The 14,087-nt window shown below is 73.1% G+C and carries 18 protein-coding genes; 4 read left to right on the top strand and 14 right to left on the bottom strand.

Annotation, left to right across the window (positions count from 1 at the left end):
* Complete coding sequence (locus tag LQ222_RS07950) at nucleotides 1–591, bottom strand: cysteine dioxygenase (RefSeq protein WP_230165630.1); 591 nt, start codon at nucleotides 589–591, stop codon at nucleotides 1–3.
* 67 nt (nucleotides 592–658) lie between these two features.
* Here LQ222_RS07950 and LQ222_RS07945 point away from each other — a divergent pair, with 67 nt between their 5' ends.
* The gene (locus LQ222_RS07945; protein ID WP_230165629.1) at nucleotides 659–1,162 is read left to right on the top strand and encodes a cupin domain-containing protein; all 504 of its coding nucleotides are present in this window, start codon (nucleotides 659–661) and stop codon (nucleotides 1,160–1,162) included.
* 25 nt (nucleotides 1,163–1,187) lie between these two features.
* Here the strand turns inward: LQ222_RS07945 and LQ222_RS07940 are convergent, their stop codons facing one another.
* From LQ222_RS07940 to LQ222_RS07900, 9 genes are all read right to left on the bottom strand, one after another.
* Entirely contained in the window at nucleotides 1,188–2,249 is a 1,062-nt protein-coding gene (locus tag LQ222_RS07940) for an alcohol dehydrogenase (RefSeq protein ID WP_230165627.1), read from the bottom strand.
* A gap of 113 nt (nucleotides 2,250–2,362) precedes the next feature.
* Entirely contained in the window at nucleotides 2,363–4,414 is a 2,052-nt protein-coding gene (locus tag LQ222_RS07935) for a hypothetical protein (protein ID WP_230165626.1), read from the bottom strand.
* A gap of 13 nt (nucleotides 4,415–4,427) precedes the next feature.
* The gene (locus LQ222_RS07930) at nucleotides 4,428–4,814 is read right to left on the bottom strand and encodes a hypothetical protein (protein WP_230165625.1); all 387 of its coding nucleotides are present in this window, start codon (nucleotides 4,812–4,814) and stop codon (nucleotides 4,428–4,430) included.
* Between the two features lie 68 nt (nucleotides 4,815–4,882).
* Nucleotides 4,883–5,683, bottom strand: a complete 801-nt coding sequence (locus tag LQ222_RS07925; protein WP_230165624.1) for an alpha/beta hydrolase — start codon at nucleotides 5,681–5,683, stop codon at nucleotides 4,883–4,885.
* A 61-nt stretch (nucleotides 5,684–5,744) separates the two neighbouring features.
* The gene (locus tag LQ222_RS07920) at nucleotides 5,745–6,047 is read right to left on the bottom strand and encodes a YMGG-like glycine zipper-containing protein (RefSeq protein ID WP_230165623.1); all 303 of its coding nucleotides are present in this window, start codon (nucleotides 6,045–6,047) and stop codon (nucleotides 5,745–5,747) included.
* A gap of 25 nt (nucleotides 6,048–6,072) precedes the next feature.
* Nucleotides 6,073–7,041, bottom strand: a complete 969-nt coding sequence (locus LQ222_RS07915; RefSeq protein WP_230165622.1) for a tripartite tricarboxylate transporter substrate binding protein — start codon at nucleotides 7,039–7,041, stop codon at nucleotides 6,073–6,075.
* A 73-nt stretch (nucleotides 7,042–7,114) separates the two neighbouring features.
* Entirely contained in the window at nucleotides 7,115–7,639 is a 525-nt protein-coding gene (locus LQ222_RS07910; protein WP_230165621.1) for a hypothetical protein, read from the bottom strand.
* A gap of 70 nt (nucleotides 7,640–7,709) precedes the next feature.
* Nucleotides 7,710–8,435, bottom strand: coding sequence for a hypothetical protein (locus LQ222_RS07905; RefSeq protein ID WP_230165620.1), 726 nt, complete (start codon nucleotides 8,433–8,435; stop codon nucleotides 7,710–7,712).
* Nucleotides 8,432–8,581 carry a hypothetical protein gene (locus LQ222_RS07900; protein ID WP_230165619.1) on the bottom strand — a complete coding sequence of 50 codons (150 nt, stop codon included), beginning with the start codon at nucleotides 8,579–8,581 and terminating at the stop codon, nucleotides 8,432–8,434. The genes LQ222_RS07905 and LQ222_RS07900 overlap by 4 nt, the downstream gene beginning before the upstream one ends.
* Nucleotides 8,582–8,645: 64 nt before the next feature.
* Here LQ222_RS07900 and LQ222_RS07895 point away from each other — a divergent pair, with 64 nt between their 5' ends.
* From LQ222_RS07895 to LQ222_RS07885, 3 genes are all read left to right on the top strand, one after another.
* Nucleotides 8,646–9,575, top strand: coding sequence for a 3-hydroxyacyl-CoA dehydrogenase (locus tag LQ222_RS07895; protein ID WP_230165617.1), 930 nt, complete (start codon nucleotides 8,646–8,648; stop codon nucleotides 9,573–9,575).
* Nucleotides 9,572–9,991 carry a nuclear transport factor 2 family protein gene (locus tag LQ222_RS07890; protein ID WP_230165615.1) on the top strand — a complete coding sequence of 140 codons (420 nt, stop codon included), beginning with the start codon at nucleotides 9,572–9,574 and terminating at the stop codon, nucleotides 9,989–9,991. Before LQ222_RS07895 ends, LQ222_RS07890 begins: the two co-directional genes overlap by 4 nt.
* 91 nt (nucleotides 9,992–10,082) lie before the next feature.
* The gene (locus LQ222_RS07885) at nucleotides 10,083–10,829 is read left to right on the top strand and encodes a DUF3592 domain-containing protein (protein ID WP_230165614.1); all 747 of its coding nucleotides are present in this window, start codon (nucleotides 10,083–10,085) and stop codon (nucleotides 10,827–10,829) included.
* A 3-nt stretch (nucleotides 10,830–10,832) separates the two neighbouring features.
* Here LQ222_RS07885 and LQ222_RS07880 read toward each other — a convergent pair whose 3' ends face one another.
* Genes LQ222_RS07880 through LQ222_RS07865 form a run of 4 tightly spaced genes read right to left on the bottom strand, consistent with a single transcriptional unit; the run spans nucleotide 10,833 to nucleotide 13,968 of the window.
* Nucleotides 10,833–11,546 (bottom strand): metallophosphoesterase, encoded by a 714-nt coding sequence (locus tag LQ222_RS07880; RefSeq protein ID WP_230165613.1) that lies wholly within the window; start codon nucleotides 11,544–11,546, stop codon nucleotides 10,833–10,835.
* Nucleotides 11,543–12,409 carry an ABC transporter permease gene (locus LQ222_RS07875; RefSeq protein ID WP_230165612.1) on the bottom strand — a complete coding sequence of 289 codons (867 nt, stop codon included), beginning with the start codon at nucleotides 12,407–12,409 and terminating at the stop codon, nucleotides 11,543–11,545. The genes LQ222_RS07880 and LQ222_RS07875 overlap by 4 nt, the downstream gene beginning before the upstream one ends.
* On the bottom strand, nucleotides 12,406–13,014 hold the full coding sequence (locus LQ222_RS07870) for a hypothetical protein (RefSeq protein WP_230165611.1): 609 nt from the start codon (nucleotides 13,012–13,014) through the stop codon (nucleotides 12,406–12,408). Before LQ222_RS07870 ends, LQ222_RS07875 begins: the two co-directional genes overlap by 4 nt.
* Before the next feature lie 6 nt (nucleotides 13,015–13,020).
* Nucleotides 13,021–13,968 (bottom strand): ABC transporter permease, encoded by a 948-nt coding sequence (locus LQ222_RS07865; RefSeq protein ID WP_230165610.1) that lies wholly within the window; start codon nucleotides 13,966–13,968, stop codon nucleotides 13,021–13,023.
* Between the last annotated feature and the right edge of the window lie 119 nt (nucleotides 13,969–14,087).

Below are 14,087 nucleotides of genomic sequence, written 5' to 3'. Positions count from 1 at the left end.
TCAGGCGGCCGCCATTTCCCGGCTGCGATCCCACAGGTTCGGCACGGCCGCGTTGTCGTAGCCGGAGACGAAGCGTGTCCGCGCGCCAGTCCCGGGGTCGAAGACGCTGCGGGCAATGGCGCCGATGTTGCCGCCATAGACATGGATGCTGATCGAGGCACGGTCGGGCAGCGCGTTCTCGACCACATGGATGTCGTAGGTATCGGCGCTGACCGCCACCACCTCCCCCTGGTGCAGGCGATCGACCTGGCCGGGCCGCATCGGGGTGCCTGCGACCATCTCGGTCGAGATCTCCTCCCCGCGCAGCATGCCGACCAGGCCCCAGACGGTGTGGTTGTGGACCGGCGTGCGCTGCCCGGGCCCCCACACGAAGGACACCACGCTGAAGCGTTCCACCGGGTCGCAATGCAGCAGGTACTGGCGGTAGCGCGGGCCGGGCTCGGCGCAGGCCTCGGGCAGCCAGGTGTCGGTCGCGACCAGGCGGCGCAGCAGGGCGCCACCCTCGGCCAGCCAGCGCGCCTCGGTGGCGCCGTCCTCGGCCAGGCGCGTCATGGCGCGGATGAAGTCGTGCAAGGGCGTGATGTCGGTCATGCTGGAGCGGCCCCGTCGGTCGAGGGCAGGATGGGACCAGGATTTCACCACGGGCGGTAGGCAGGGAATGCACGAGCATCGGCACGACGGCGCGGAGTTGCTGTTCCTCCGCGAGGATCCCGCCATCCCCAACAACCCGCGCCTGCCCGTGGTGCTGCACCGCGGCGCCGTCGCGGCCGGGGATGCCGCGGCGGCCGAGGCGCTGTTCCGCCGCCATGGCTGGCGCCCGGCCTGGCGCGACGGGATCTTCGACTTTCACCACTACCATTCGAACGCGCATGAGGCGCTGGCGATCGTCGCCGGCCATGTGCGCGTGCAGCTTGGCGGCGAGAGCGGGGTGGCGATCGACCTGGCGGCAGGCGACGTGGTGGTGCTGCCGGCCGGCACCGGGCACCGCAACCTCGCCTCCGATCCGGCGCTGCTGGTGGTCGGCGCCTATCCGCAGGGCGCCGAACCGCCGGACCAGTTGCATGGCGCGCCGCAGGAGGCCGCGCGGGCGCGCCACGCCATCGCCGCCACGCCCGACCCGGCAAGCGACCCGGTGACGGGCGCGGCCTATCCGGCGCGCTGAACCGGGCGCCGGCCGCGCCGCGCCATCAGGCCGCCGTCAGCACGATCCGCCCGACCACCTTGCCATCCTTCAGCCGGTTCAGCGCGGCATCGGCCTGGTTGAGCGGCATGGTCGTGACCGGGATGCCCGGCAGCGCGCCGGATGCCGCAATCCCAACCAGTTCGCGAAGTTCCTTCACATTGCCCACATAGCTGCCCTGGATGGTCAGGGCGCGGATCGGCACCAGCGGCAGCGGGATGTTCATCTCGCCGCCGAACAGCCCGACCTGGATCAGCTTGCCGCCCTTGCGCAGCGCATCGAAGGCGAAGCGGGCGGTCTCGGTGCCGTTCACCAGGTCGATGATGGCGCCCACCGCCCTACCAGCGGCGGCGATGATGGCCTTGGCGGTGTCGGGGCCGTTGGCCAGCACCGTCTCCGACGCGCCTTCCTGCCTGGCCGCATCGAGCTTCGCCTGCGCCACGTCCACCACCACGATGCGCCGGTGCCCCTTGGCCTTCAGCACCGCGATCGCGTTCAGCCCGAGCCCGCCGGCACCGACCAGCACGATCGGGTCGTCGGCGTCCATCGGCATCACCTTGTTGATGGCGCTGAACACCGTGATGCCGGAACAGGCATAGGTCGCGGCCAGGGCCGGGTCGAGGCCGCCGACCGGCACCAGGTGGCGCGGTTCCGGCGCCAGCACATGCGTCGCGTAGCCGCCATGCTGATAGACACCGAGGCTGCGCGGCGTGAGGCACATGTTGTCCTCGTCCGCCAGGCACTTCGCACACGTCCCGCAGCCGACCCAGGGGAAGACGATCATCTGCTCGCCGACCTTCAGGCCCGCGCCATTGGCCTCCGGCCCCCATTTCAGCACGCGGCCGACGATCTCGTGGCCCATCGCCAGCGGCAGGGTCACGCCGCGGTCGGTCAGGCGCATCTTGCCCCGCGAGCCGAGGTCGTATTCGCCCTCCCAGATATGCAGGTCGGAATGGCAGACGCCGGCATGGGTGACTTCCAGCAGGACCTGCTTGCCGGTGGGCTCCGGCGTGGGCAGTTCGATCTCCTGCAGGGGCTTGCCGGTCTCGATGACGGCCCAGGCGCGCATGGCGATTCCTCCGATGGGGTGCGTGTCGGCGCGCATCGGATCGCGCTGGGGCGGGTGGGTCAAGGCCAGGCCCGGAGGCGCGCCGGCTGGCCGCGCGCGTCACGCGGTCGGGGTCAGCCCACCTGGCCGGGCACCGGCAGCGTGCCGAGCCGATCCTGCACCTGTCGGATCCGGCCCAGGGCCTGGGCATGGCCCACCTGCGCAAAGACCGCAGCCGCCTCCGCCAATTCGCCGATCGCCGTGGCCCACAGGTGCGGATCGCCGGTCCGCCAGGCCAGCTCGGCCCTTGCGAGCGCGAGGTTTTCCGTCGCGATGGCCCAGAGCGCGGGATGGGTTTCGCGCGGCCAGCCGTCGCGCGCGCGGGTGCAGGATTCGATCGCGGCGGTCAGCGCCGCGGGGCCTGGCTCATGCGCGCCCAGCAGGCGCAGCGTGTAGCCCCGGTTGGTACCCAGGCGCGCGCAGTCGTGAACCGCTCCGGCAGCCTCGAGGACCTCGATCGCCGCCGTCTGCGCGGCAGCCGCTTCGTCGAGCGGGGCGCGGTCCCTGGTAATGGCGCCAAGCAACGTCAGCCCATCGGCCAGGTTGCCCTGCGCCAGCGCCCAACGGACCGGATCCGTCGGCTGCCGCCAGACACGCAGCGCGGCGCGCGACGCCGCCACGGATGCACGGGCTGACGCCTCGGCCGCCGCCCGATCGTCGGCGTTCAGCCGGATGGTGGCCAGCGAGCGGTGGGCATCCGCCAGGTTCAACTGGACGGTGGCCCATCGAGAGGGCGCGGACGCCTCCTGCCACACCTCCAGCACCGCCTCGGCCGCGGCGATGGCGTCGAGGAGCAGTGCCGGCGTCGCCGCCTGCTCGGCGATCAGTTGCAGGGAGATGGCAAGGTTGGTCTGCGCCAGCGCCCAGCGTTCCGGCGCACCGTCGCGTGTCAGCACGCGCTGCGCGGCGCGACAGGCGGCGACCGCCTGCTGCAGGCTGCGCAGACTGCCCGTGCGCTGGCCCAGCATCCGCAGCGAATTGCCGCGGTTCGACTGCAACACGCCCCAGGTGTCGTCGCCATCGGCCTCGATCCAGAGCGCGATCGCTTCATCGAAGACCGCGCAGGACCGGTCGATGTGGTGGATGCCGATCTCGCGTTCGCCCAGCGCCGCGAGCGCCGCGCCGACATTGGTCAGCGCCCTGAGCCGCAAGTCCCGGTCGGCCGCCAGGTCCAGCGCCGCCAGCGCCTCCTCGCCGGTGGCGACGGCGGCCTGAAGGATGTCGGTCTGCGCCGCGCGCTCGCCGAGACTGCGCAGCGCGTCGCACAGGTTCATCAGGGCGGCCGCATGCGCCGCCGCCAGTCCGAGCGCGGCGAAGGCTTGGGCCGCGGCACCCAGCACGGTCACGGCCTCCGCGATGCGCGCGGTGCCGCTCTCCGCGGCGCCCAGGCGCAGCAGCGCCGATCCCAGGCTGTTCTGCGCGGCGGCCCGCGCTGCGGGATCCGCAACCTGGTCGAGCAGGCGCCGCGCCAGTTCAGCCGCGATCTCCAGCGCGACGCGGTGGCCGCGCCGGTCGCCTTCCTCGATGCGCTGCTGTATGGCCGCGGCGATCGCCTCCGCGCCTGCGGCAGGGTCGCCGGGGTGGCGGGCCGCCAGCAGCGCCTCGATCCTGGCTGCGGCGGCCGGGGCGTCACGGCGCAGCGTGTCGATACGGATGGCTTCCTCCAGCAGCGCGATGCGCGACATCGCATAGCCGGCTTCGAGCGCCCCCAGCGCCGCATCGATCCGCGCCGCCCCTTCGTCGAAGTCGCCCTTGCGGGTGTCGTCGCCAACCCGTCGCAATACGGTGTCGACGAACTCGCCGAGGTTGGTCCCGCGCTCGCCGCGCGCGATCACGTCCAGCGCGATCTCGACCGCGCGTTCCAGTTCGGCGATGGCGAGGTCGGTGTCGAGCCGTTCGTCCGGCCTGAAGCGCTGCGCCAGGCCGATCACCGCGGCGCGCTCCAGGCCGCCGGTTGCGGCGCGTTGCAGCGCGCCCCGCCGGTCGAGCGCCTCCAGTACCTCGTCGATGGTGAAGCCGTGGACGATCTTGTCGCCGCCCACGATATCGCCGCCGACCCCGCCGACCTGGCCCGAGATGACCACGCCGCCGACCGGCATCGTCGGTTCGGCCTGGGGCGGCGGCATCGCGGCCGGGCGCCTATTTCGCGCGCAGCTTGTCGAGCACGAAGCTGGTCACCGGCCCGACCAGGCCAGCCAGGATGGGCGTCGCGAAGGCGCTCACCACCGCGGTGGCGGCCCCCGGCACCAGGGCGACCAGCCCATCGACCAGCTTCGCCATGACGCCGTCATTGGCCGCCTTGCCCTTCTCGGCCTCCTTCTTGAGGTCGGCGAGCCTGGCCTCGGCTTCGGCCTTGCTGGCCGGGGGCGCGGCGGCGATGGCCTCGGTGAGCGGGCGCATCGCCTCGGCAAGCGCCGCGGGGGTGATCGCCCCGGTGATCTTGTCGCCGCCCACGATGTCGCCCCCGACCGAGCCGACGATGCCGGCGATATTGACGCCGCCGCTCTGTCCCTTGCCGTCGCTCATGTCCGATCCGCCGATCCGTTGGGTTGCCGTATCATCATGGCACGTCATGCGCCGGAGCGGGACGGGGATCAGCGTGGCAGCGCCGCCAAAAATCCCAGCACCGCCCGCACCCCCTCGCCCGTCGCATCATTCAGCACCGCCGGATGCGCCCCGCCCGGCAGCATCACCAGCCGCCCCTCCCGCGCCCCCGCCACCATCCGCAGCGCATGGCCGGGCGGGGTGATGCGGTCCTGCTCGCTCGCCACCACCAGCACCGGGGCAGCGATGCCCGGCAGGCGGGACAGGCTCTCGAAGCGGTGGCGCAGCAGCCAGTCCGTCGGCAGCACGGGGTACATCCCGCGCGCCAGGTCGGCCACCGAGGTGAACGGGCTTTCCAGCACCACCGCCGCGATGCCCGGCCGGTTCTGCGCCAGGCGCGTCACGGTGCCGGTGCCCAGGCTCTCGCCCCACAGCACCAGCGGCGATGCGGCGAAGCGGGCCTGGGTCCAGGCCAGGATGGCGGCGGCGTCGGCCGCGATGGCCTCCTCGCCCGGCCGGCCGGGATTGCCGCCGTAGCCACGGTATTCCGCAAGCACAACGCTGTAGCCGGCGCGGTGCAGAAGGGCGCCGAGGCCGCTGCGGTCCTCGGCATTGCCGCCATTGCCGTGGAAATGCAGCACGACCGGCGCGCCGGGCCGACCCGGCGCGACCAGGAAGGCGAGGTCCAACCCATCCAGCGTGCGGATGCTGGCGCGTTCCCAACCCTGGGGTGCCGCGATCACGCGCGCATCCGGCAGGAAGATCAGCCGTTCCTGCCCTGCCCAAAGCGCCCCCGCCACCAGCACTGGCAGGGCCGCGATGACCCCGATGATGGTCAGCAAGCGACGCATATTCGCGCGATCCAGTGCACCGTGTGCCCTGGCGGGGTCCAGCGGCGGCGCCCCTGGCCTTCTATTTCGGATGCTCGCACGGCACGCTCCCGATCGCCGCCCCCGCCAATGCCCCCACCCCGGCCCCCACCAGCGCGCCCCGCCCCGCATCGGCGGAAGCGGACCCGGCGACCGCGCCAATCCCCGCCCCGATCGCCGCGCCATAGGCCGCTCCGCCCAGCGGGTCGTCGCAGACCCCGGCCGGTGGCAGGGGCACGGCGACCGGCTGCACCCTCACGCAGCCCGCCAGGGCCAGGACAATGCCGCCAAGGGCAATGGGGTGAGCCTTCATCCCTGCATCCTGCCAGGCGAAGCGGGCGCGCATGTGGCGGCGCCGCGCCGCGCGCCGATCAATCCGGGCGGATGTTGTTCTCCCGCACCACGCGCGCCCAGGTTTCCATCTGCCGCGCGAGGAACGGCGCGAAGACCGCCTCGCCCTGCGGATCGAGGTCGATGCCCAGGCCAATGACGCGCTGGCGCAGTTCCGGCACATCGAGCGCGCTGCGGATGGCGGCCTCCATGCGCTGCTTGATGGCCGGCGGCAGGCCGGCGGGGCCGAGGAACCCCCAGAAGGCCCGCGCATCGATCCCGGGGATGCCGGATTCCGCCAGCGTCGGGATGTCGGGCATGGAGGGGGACCGCGTGGCGCCGGTCTGCGCCAGGGGCACCAGCGCGCCGGAATCGACATGGACGCCGATCGCCGGGCGCGTCGCGATCGGCAGGTCGACCTCGCCGGCCACCGCCGCGACCGCCAGCGGCCCGCCGCCGCGATAGGGCACGTGCACCAGCCGGAACCCGCCGATGCGTTGCGCCAGTTCCATGGTCAGGTGGGCGACCGACCCGTTGCCGATGCTGCCATAGGTCACGGTCTCGGGCCGCGCCTTGGCGGCGTCGACCACTTGCGCCACCGAACGGTAGGGCCGCGTGCGGTGGGCGGTCAGCACCATCGGCGCGGTGCCGAACAGCAGCAGCGGGGTCAGGTCGCGCTGGGTGTCGAAGCCCATGGTCGGGATCAGCGCCTGGTTCACCGCATGGGTGTCGAAGACCAGCACCCAGGTATTGCCGTCCGGCGCGCTGCGCGCCACCACGCCGGTGCCCAGCGACCCCGAGGCGCCGGCGCGGTTCTCGACCACGATCGGCACGCCGAATTCCGCCTGCAGCCGCGGCTGCAACATGCGCGACAGCGCATCGGTCGACCCGCCGGGCGGGAAAGGCACGACGATGCGGATGGGGCCATTCGGCCAGGCGGCCTGGGCGCGGGCCATGGCCGGCGCCGCCAGTATCGCGGTGGCCGCCACCAGCGGGCGTCGACGGATCATGGTTGTTGTCCTCCCGGGGTATTCCGGCACCGAGGGTGCCCGCGGTGCCGGGCCCGTCAAGGGGAGTGCGCGGTCAACGCGGCGGCGGGCCGACCGTGAGCGCGAACAGCGCGGCGCTGGCGGTCGGGATGCGCGGCGGTTGTGCGAGCCGCCGCAGGGTCTGCTGCGGGCCGGCGGTGAAGATGCTGGCCGGCAGCGCCTGCGCCGCGGCGGCCTGGTCGTTGGCGTCGAGCGCATCGGCCGCGCGGGTCAGCCCGTCGATCACGCCCTGCGCCGGCGCGGCGGCGGGAATGCCCAGCGCCTGGCGCCCCTGGTTGCGCGCCTGGACCAGTTGCACGGTCGCCTGGCTGGTCTGCCAGCGCGGGTCCGCCGGCACGGCGCCGGCGAGGAATTCGATATCGGCGATGGCGCGCGCCGCCGCGGCCGGCTGGTTGGGCTGGGGGCGGCGGAAGAAGGCGGTCGCGTTGTTGGCGGCGCGCGTGATCGGTTCGATCACGCGTTCGCCCGGCGCGGCGCTGGCCGGGATGGTGGGCGGCGGCGCCGTCGGCCCACAGCCGGCGACGGCGAGCGCGCCCAGGATGACCGTGCGACGGATCATGGCGGGTTCCTCCGGAAGGCGGCACATCCTGGCACGAACGCCGGTGGCCATGTTGATGGAACGCACGGGGTCAGCCGTAGCCGGCCTCGCGCAGCTTGCCGCCCAGCACGTTGACCTGGACCGCCAGGGCCGCGCTCTCCTCCTCGCGCAGGCGGGAGCGCAGGCCGGTCGCCGCGCCCTCCATCTCGCGCAGCAGGGAGGGCAGGCCGGGGGGCGGTTCGGCGCCGGCGGACAGGCGCGCGGCGATCCGTTCCAGCCCATCGAGGTTCACGCCCAGGAAGCGCCGCGCTTCCTCGAGCCGCTCGGGACGGCGCTCGAAGGCGTCGAGCACCGCGCCGATCGCGGCGGCCACCGGCAGCAGGCGCGGCTCCGGGATGCGCTGCGCCGCCGCCGTGATGGCCAGCAGCCGGGCGCGGGCATCGTCCAGCGGGCGCGGCGGCGCAGGGGCGGCGGGGGCCGGCGGCGGCGGCGGCGCGGGCGCCTCCGCGATCTCGTGATACAGCAGGCGGGTGCCGCCCCAGGCGCCCAGGGCGAGGACCAGCGAGGCGACCGGCCCGGCCTCGGCGCCGAGGAAGCCGACCGCCGCGACCGCGCCGCCCATCAGCAGCGCGGCGCGCTGCGCATCGCCCTTCACGCCGCGGCGCACCAGCCAGGCCGCCACCAACGGCAGCGCGATGCCGAGCACGCAGCCCAGCAGCGCCCATTCGCGCCCCGCGAACAGGTTGAAAAGCGTCGCGGGCAGCAGCGGCACGACGGTGAAGGGCAGGATCCAGCGGCGCCAGAAGGCGTTGATCATCCGGGCACCACCGCCATGATCGAGCCGAACAGCGCGAGCAGCCCGGCGATCCACATGGTGCCCCCGAGCAGGAAGAAGCCGAGCAGCCGCGTGCCGAAGGGCGGCGGCGCGGTGGTCGGCGGCAGGGGTGCGTTGCGAAGGGTCATCTCGCGGCCTTACATCGCCCCCCTGCCCCGGCCGATCAAGGCACGCGGGCGCGGGAGGTGACGCATGCAACGCATCGCGGTGGTGGGCGCGGGTCTGATCGGCAGCGCCTGGGCGATGGTCTTCGCCCGCGCGGGACATCCGGTCCGCATCTGGGACCCCGCGGCGGGCGCGACCGACGCCGCGATGGCCGTGATCGGCGCCCGCCTGCCGGACCTGCACGCCGCCGGCCTGATCAGCGAGGCGCCGGGCGCCGTCGCCGCGCGCATCGCGGTGGCGGCGACGCTGGAGGACTGCCTCGATGGCGCCGACCACGTCCAGGAGAACGGGCCCGAGCGTGTCGAGGTCAAGCGCGAGACCTTCGCGCGGCTCGATGCCTTGTGCGGGCCGGGGGTGGTGCTGGCCTCCTCGACCTCCGGCATCCCGGCGAGCGCCTTCACCGAGGGGCTGGCGGGGCGCGCGCGCTGCCTGGTCGCGCATCCGGTCAACCCGCCCTACCTGGTGCCGCTGGTCGAGCTGGTGGGCGCCCCCTGGACCGATCCGGGCGTGGTGGCGCGCACGCGCGACCTGATGGCGCGCGTGGGCCAGGTGCCGGTGGTGGCCTTGCGCGAAACCCGCGGCTTCGTGCTGAACCGGCTGCAGGCGGCGCTGGTGGCCGAAGCCTTCCGCCTGGTGCGCGACGGGGTGATGTCGGTCGAGGATGTCGATGCCTGCGTGAAGGACGGGCTGGGCCTGCGCTGGTCCTTCATGGGTCCGTTCGAGACGATCGACATGAACGCGCCGGGCGGCGTGGCGGACTACGCGGCGCGCTTCGGCGCGCTGATGGGCGGCATCACGGCCGAACAGGCGCCGTATGACTACGACGCGCCGACCGTCGCGGCGGTGGATGCGGCGCGGCGGTCGATGTTGCCGCGCGAGGGCATCGCGGACCGGTCGGGCTGGCGCGACCGGCGGCTGATGGCGCTGGCGGCGCACAAGCGCGGGCAACCTTCGTGACCGCGGTGCTGGATGCCTACTACGCCGCGCTCAAGGCCGGCGACGTGGCGGCGCTGCGCGCGGTGGTGGCCGACGACGTGGTCGTGACCTACCACGGCCGCCCCGGCCTGCTGCCCTGGACCGGGGTGTGGCGCGGCTTCGAGGCGTATCGGGATTTCCTCGGCCGCGTCGGCGCCGCGCTGGAGATCCTGGAGGTGACGCCGGCAGCGCGCATCGAGCACGGCGACCGGGTGATCGTGCTGCTGGACGGGCGCTGGCGCGCGCGCGCCACGGGGCGCGAGGTGGCGGCGCGGGTGGTCAACATCTTCACCCTGCGCGATGGGCGGGTGGCGGGCTACGAGGTGTTCCACGACACCGCGGCGCTGTGGGAGGCGCTGACCGGCACGGCGCTGGCGCCGGCCGGCGGCGCCGCGTGACAGCGCGCGGCGCCGCGTCCATGATTCGCGCGTCGATGGGTCGGGAGGCGACGATGCGGCACCGGGCGAAGCGGCGGCGGGTCGGTACGCCATGAAGCGCATCATCCCCTGGGTCCTGCTGCTGCTGGGCATCGCTCTGCTGGCCGGGTCGGGCTACGCCGCCTGGCGCGAGGTGGAATTCCGCCGCGGCGCGATCGAGACCGACGGGCGGGTGGTCGAGATGATCACCAGCACCAGCCGCGACCGCGACCGCGGGACCTCGCGCACCTATGCGCCGGTCTTCACCTTCGCGCTGCCCAGCGGGAAGCTGCAGCGCGCCGAGGGGGGCGTGTTCTCCAACCCGCCCTGCTGCCGCGTGGGCGACACCATCCGCGTGCGCTACCGGCCGGAGGCGCCGGAGCGCGCGCAGATGACCGGCTTCATGGAAAGCTGGTTCGTCGCCACCATGCTGGGCGGCTTCGGGCTGGTGCTGACGCTGATCGCCTCGGCGGTGATGCGGGTGGCCAAGCCGGGTTTCGCTGGCGTGGCGCCGCCGCTGCCGATGGCGAACGGCCCGGCGCCTGGCGCGCCGATGACGTTCAGCGTGCCGTTGGCGGGGTTGCGGCGCGACGGCGCCATGCGCTGGATCCTGCAGGCGCGCTGGGCCGACCCGCGCAGCGGCGTGCAGCGCCTGTTCGAAAGCGAGCCCCTGCCCTTCGACCCGGTGCCGCAGATGCGCAGCATGTCGGCGGTCAATGTCGCCTTCGACCCCGGCCAGCCGGACGGGCCGTACTGGATGGACCTGTCCTTCCTGCGCGAGCCCGATGCGGATGCGACGGTGGTGCAGCGGCGCGGCTGAGGGTCAGGCCTGCAGGAAGCCCAGCGTCTCCCCTTCGAACACCCCGCAGGTGAGCGGTCCGCCGGACCAGGCGGCGGTGTCGAGGCAGATGCGGTTGTCGCGCACCACCGGCTGGAAGCCCGCGGTGTGGCCGTGCACCACCACCATGCCGTGGTCGCGCTCGCTGCCCAGGAAGTCGTGGCGGATGCGCAGCAGGTCCTCGCGCGACTGGTCTTCCAGCGCGATGCCCGGCCGGATGCCGGCATGCACGAACAGGTAGCCGCCCTCCTGGTGGTACACATGCAGCCGGCGCAGGAAGCGCAGGTGGCCGGGTGCGAAGTGCTGCGGCCAGTCCTCGCGCGGGGTCTCGGGCGGGATGCCCCAGGCATCGAGCGTGGCGCGGCCGCCGCCCCACAGCCAATCCGCCGCCGCGGCACCGTCGCCATCCAGCGCCGCGAGCATCGTCTCCTCGTGGTTGCCGGTCAGGTTGAGCGTGTCGATGCCCGGCACCGGGTCGGCCTCGATCAGGTGATCGAGCACGGCGCGGCTGTCGCCGCCCTTGTCGACGTAGTCGCCCAGGTGGATCAGCAGCGCGGAGGGCACCGGCCGCGCGCGCAGGTCGGCGGCGATCTGCACGTGCAGGTCGCGCAGCTGCGCGATGGAGCCGTGGATGTCGCCGATGGCGTAGATGCGCCGCCCACGCGGCAGGGCGGCGGGCGCAGGCCGCAGGGCGATCATTTCTTGTCGGCCCGCGGGTCGAGCGCGTCGCGCAGCCCGTCGCCCATCAGGTTGAAGGCCAGCACCACGATCATGATGGTCACACCCGGGAAGATCGACAGCCACGGCGCCTGCGTCAGGAACCGCTGCGAGGAATTCAGCATCGACCCCCAGGACGGGTTGGGCGGCTGCATCCCCAGGCCGAGGAAGGACAGCGCGGCCTCGGCGATGATCGCTTCCGCGATGGCGAGTGTCGCCTGCACCAGAAGTGGGGGGATGATGTTGGGCAGCACATGCACGAAGGCGATGCGCCAGGGCGGGTTGCCCAGCGCGCGCGCGGCTTCCACCCAGTCGGTCGATTTCGCGTCCAGCGCCATGCCGCGCGCCAGGCGCACGAAGACCGGCGACGCGGTGATGGCAATGGCGAGCATCGCATTCTCCAGCGCCGGCCCCAGGAAGGCCGCGAGCGCGATCGCCAGGATCAGGAACGGCACCGAGAGCATGGCATCGGCGATGCGCGAGACCACCGCATCGACCCAGCCGCCCGCCAGCCCCGCCAGCAGCCCGAGCGGCACGCCCATGATGAGCGCGCCGAGCACCGAGATCACGCCCGCCATCAGCGAGGCCCGCGCACCCCAGATCACGCGCGAGAGGACGTCGCGCCCGTTCTCGTCCGTGCCCATCCAATGCGCCCAGGAGGGCTCCTTGCGGATGCGCGACCAGGACGTCTGCAGCGGGTCATGGGGCGCGATGAGCGGCGCGAGGATGGCGACCGCGATGAACAGCACGACGATGACCAGGCCGAACACCGCCAGGCGATGGCGCAGGAAGCGGTGGATGGCGCGGCGCGTCGGGCTTTCGGCGGCGATGGAGGTCGCGCTCATCGGCGCGGCAGCCCGGCGTCGAGCCCAGACAGGTCGCTGATGCGGCGTGGCCATTGCGCCCGCCAGAACCACACGACGAACGCGACGAACAGCAGCGCGAGCAGGCTGGTGAAGCCACGGGCGATCCCGCGCTCGATCGTGGCGTAGGGCGGGTCCAGCCAGGTCAAGGCGGCGAGCGTGACCATGGCGGCGGCCGGCAGCGCCAGCAGGGCGGTGAAGACGACGGTCCAGGCGCGATCGACGCCGACCTCGACGCCGGCCAGGCGCCCTGCCCCGGCCAGCCGCGCCGCCAGGCCGCGCACGAAGTCCGGATAGGAGCGCCGGACGGCGGCCGCATCGCCCGGGTCTGCCATCGGCTCGAGACGCAGCGTGCTGGCATCGGTGAAGAACAGCCGGAGTTCGGGATACTGCCCGCGCGTCGTCTGGACGAAGCCGGCGCGCAGGCCGGCGATGTGGTCGATGGGGGCAGGCCGGTCACCGGCCTCGGCCCCCACCAGGCCGACCAGGTCGCCGGCGAGCACGACGGTGACGGTCGCGCCGCGGAAGCCCGACTGCCGCAGCGATCGCGGCATGCGGGCGGTGAAGCTGGGGCCGAGGGCGGACATGCGCGCCTAGGCCTGCCGCAGCCGCGGGTTGATGGCCATGTAGAGCATGTCGGCCACCAGGCTCAGCAGCACGAAGATCAGCGCGGTGGCCAGCACCACCCCCTGCACCACCGGGTAGTCGCGGTTGAACACCGCATCGACGATGAGCTTGCCGAAGCCCGGGATGGTGAAGATCTGTTCGGTCAGCACGGCACCGGCCAGCAGCCGGCCGAATTCGATGGCGCCGAGCGTGACCACCGGGATCAGCGCGTTGCGCAGCGCGTGCTTCCACACCACGACGCGCTCGCGCAGGCCCTTGGCGCGCGCGGTGCGGACGTAGTCCTGGGACAGCGCGGTCAGCATCGCCGCGCGGGTGTGGCGCATCAGCACGGATGCCACGCCGGTGCCCAGCACGAAGGCCGGCATGATGGTGGTGGCGAGCGACTGCACCGGGTCCTCGAACAGCGGCACATAGCCCGAGGGCGGCAGCCAGCCGAGCTCCACGCTGAACAGCAGGATCATCATGATGCCGAGCCAGAAATTCGGCGTGGAGATGCCGAACAGTGCGGCGCCATTCGCCGCCCAGTCCGCCGGCGTATCGCGCTTCACGGCGGAGAGAATGCCGAGCGGCACGCCGATCAGGATGGCAATGATGAAGGCCATGCTGGCGAGCTGGAACGTCACCGGCAGCTTGGTGAGGATGAGTTCCGAAACCGGCACGCGGATGCGCCACGAAAAGCCGAAGTCGCCCGTGAGCACCTTGCCCATCCAGAGCAGGTATTGCTGCCACACCGGCTTGTCGAGGCCGAGCTCGGCGCGGATGGCGGCGAGCACCGCGGGGTCGCCGCGTTCCTCGCCGGCCAGGATCAGCGCCGGGTCGCCGGGCATGAGCTGCTGCAACCCGAAGATCAGGATGGACAGGATCACCAGGGTGGGGATGACCTGCCCGATGCGGCGTAGCAGCCAGAGGCCCATCGCCGGGCTAGCCTCCCGCGCCAGCCGGCGCACCCCAGCGGATCGCGCGCCCGCGCGGTCCGGGAGCGCAAGGCGCGACCGCGCCCAGAGCGACAGACATGCCAGGCGCGCCAGTGCGC

This window comes from Roseomonas sp. CECT 9278, assembly GCF_918698155.1.
Lineage (GTDB): Bacteria > Pseudomonadota > Alphaproteobacteria > Acetobacterales > Acetobacteraceae > Neoroseomonas.
The sequence above is the reverse complement of the archived record's forward strand: the minus strand, read 5'-3'. Positions and strand labels throughout refer to the sequence as shown.